This is a genomic window from Cylindrospermopsis sp. CR12 (assembly GCF_001432185.1).
In the GTDB taxonomy this organism is placed as follows: domain Bacteria; phylum Cyanobacteriota; class Cyanobacteriia; order Cyanobacteriales; family Nostocaceae; genus Raphidiopsis; species Raphidiopsis raciborskii.
This window is the reverse complement of record NZ_LMVE01000112.1, coordinates 1,418-3,342: the sequence shown is the minus strand read 5'-3', so window position 1 is coordinate 3,342 and position 1,925 is coordinate 1,418. Positions and strand designations below refer to the sequence as shown.

The window sequence follows — 1,925 nt, the reverse complement described above, 5'->3', positions numbered from 1 at the left end:
CTGTATGGAGTCAATCGCATTTATATATATCCGGTTGGTTTGTTGGGTTTCGTTCTTCAACCCAACCTACGATTACCCACGACAAAACTAGTCGGTTTTAAACCGACTTGAGCTTTGAGGCCGGTCTCCCCCACAGACAGTCTCCGGGTTACTATTCCTTTTAACCAACCTAATTTATACCAATAAAAGTCAGATCATAAAATATTCTTATCATTCAATCTAAAACTGTTGCCAATTTATCTTTTGTCATGATAAACTGGTGGCATATAATTGTAGGGTGACCCTGCCATGAAACTTATTGGAGAGAAGGTTTTTAGCATCATAACTGATAGCTTACAGGCATTCTCCCTGTCAGATAAGTTCTGGCAGTCAATGGATGGTGCTTTTGGAACAAGCTATAATCGCACCATCGCTGAGTTATTAAGAGGAAAGTGGCAAAAAGGGGACTTTAATGATTTACCATCCATACAAATAGTTGATAGTACCGTTCTAAGTGGTGGAAAGGGAGCCTATTCCAAGAAGGAAAATAGAATTTATTTATCTAGTAACCTGATTGGTAATGTAGAAGCTATTAGTAAAGTAATTATAGAGGAAATAGGGCACTATGTAGATGCCCAGATTAATCAAGTAGATAGCCCTGGGGATGAGGGAGCAATATTTGCGGCATTGGTGCAGGGTGAAGATTTGTCTGCCAATGTATTAGCGGAATTGAGAAATGAGGATGATAAAGGTTGGTTAGAGGTAAATGGTCAAAAGCTAGAGGTAGAGTATAACAACTCCACAGTGAGTTTATCCCTCACTTCACCCAGCACAGTTACAGAAGATGGACCCCAAAATCTATTTTATGTATTTAATCGCACTGGAGATACAACCAATTCCCTAACTGTCAACTTTAACGTAAGTGGAAGTGCCACCTTAAATGACGACTACGTGCAAAGGGGAGCCACCAGCTTTAGCACTACTACCGGTAGTGTGACCTTTGCAGCAGGGTCTAGAGTAGTTATTCTCAGTTTAGACCCCAGTTCAGATGTGGTTAGTGATGGGAATGAAACTGTGGCACTAACCTTGGCAGCAGGGGCGGGATATGCGTTGGGTACTAGTGGTGCGGTGACTGGCACCATCTTGGATAACGATGTGGCACCGGGGACTGTGGTTAGGGGAAGTATTGCAAAGAGTCTATACCATAGGACACGGCATGAGTTTGGTAATGGTTTTACATTTGCGGCGCTAAAAAGCGATGGCTCTGTTGTTACCTGGGGTGACTCTAGTTATGGAGGGAACAGCAGTAGTGTGAGCAGCAGTCTCACTTCCGGTGTCACCCAGATTTTCTCCAATGAACTTGCATTTGCGGCACTAAAAAGCGATGGCTCTGTTGTTACCTGGGGTCACTCTGATTGGGGAGGGAACAGCAGTAGTGTGAGCAGCAGTCTCACTTCTGTCACCCAGATTTTCTCCACATTGTATGCATTTGCGGCGCTAAAAAGCGATGGCTCTGTTGTTACCTGGGGGTCGTCTGGTAGTGGAGGGAATAGCAGTAGTGTGAGCAGCAGTCTCACTTCCGGCATCACCCAGATTTTTTCTACATGGTATGCATTTGCGGCGCTAAAAAGCGATGGCTCTGTTGTTACCTGGGGGCCGTCTGGTAGTGGAGGGAATAGCAGTAGTGTGAGCAGCAGTCTCACATCCGGTGTCACCCAGATTTTCTCCAATTTTAGAGCATTTGCGGCGCTAAAAAGCGATGGCTCTGTTGTTACCTGGGGGCGGTCTGACTATGGAGGGGACAGCAGTAGTGTGAGCAGCAGTCTCACATCCGGTGTCACCCAGATTTTCTCCACTTATGGTGCATTTGCGGCGCTAAAAAGCGATGGCTCTGTTGTTACCTGGGGTGAATCTGGTTATGGAGGGGACAGCAGTAGTGTGAGCAG

General features: G+C 45.5%; 1 pseudogene. It reads left to right on the top strand.

The features are described from left to right. Positions 1–288: 288 nt before the first annotated feature. Positions 289–1,925 (top strand): annotated as a pseudogene (locus tag ASL19_RS17920) (hypothetical protein); the annotation flags it as partial.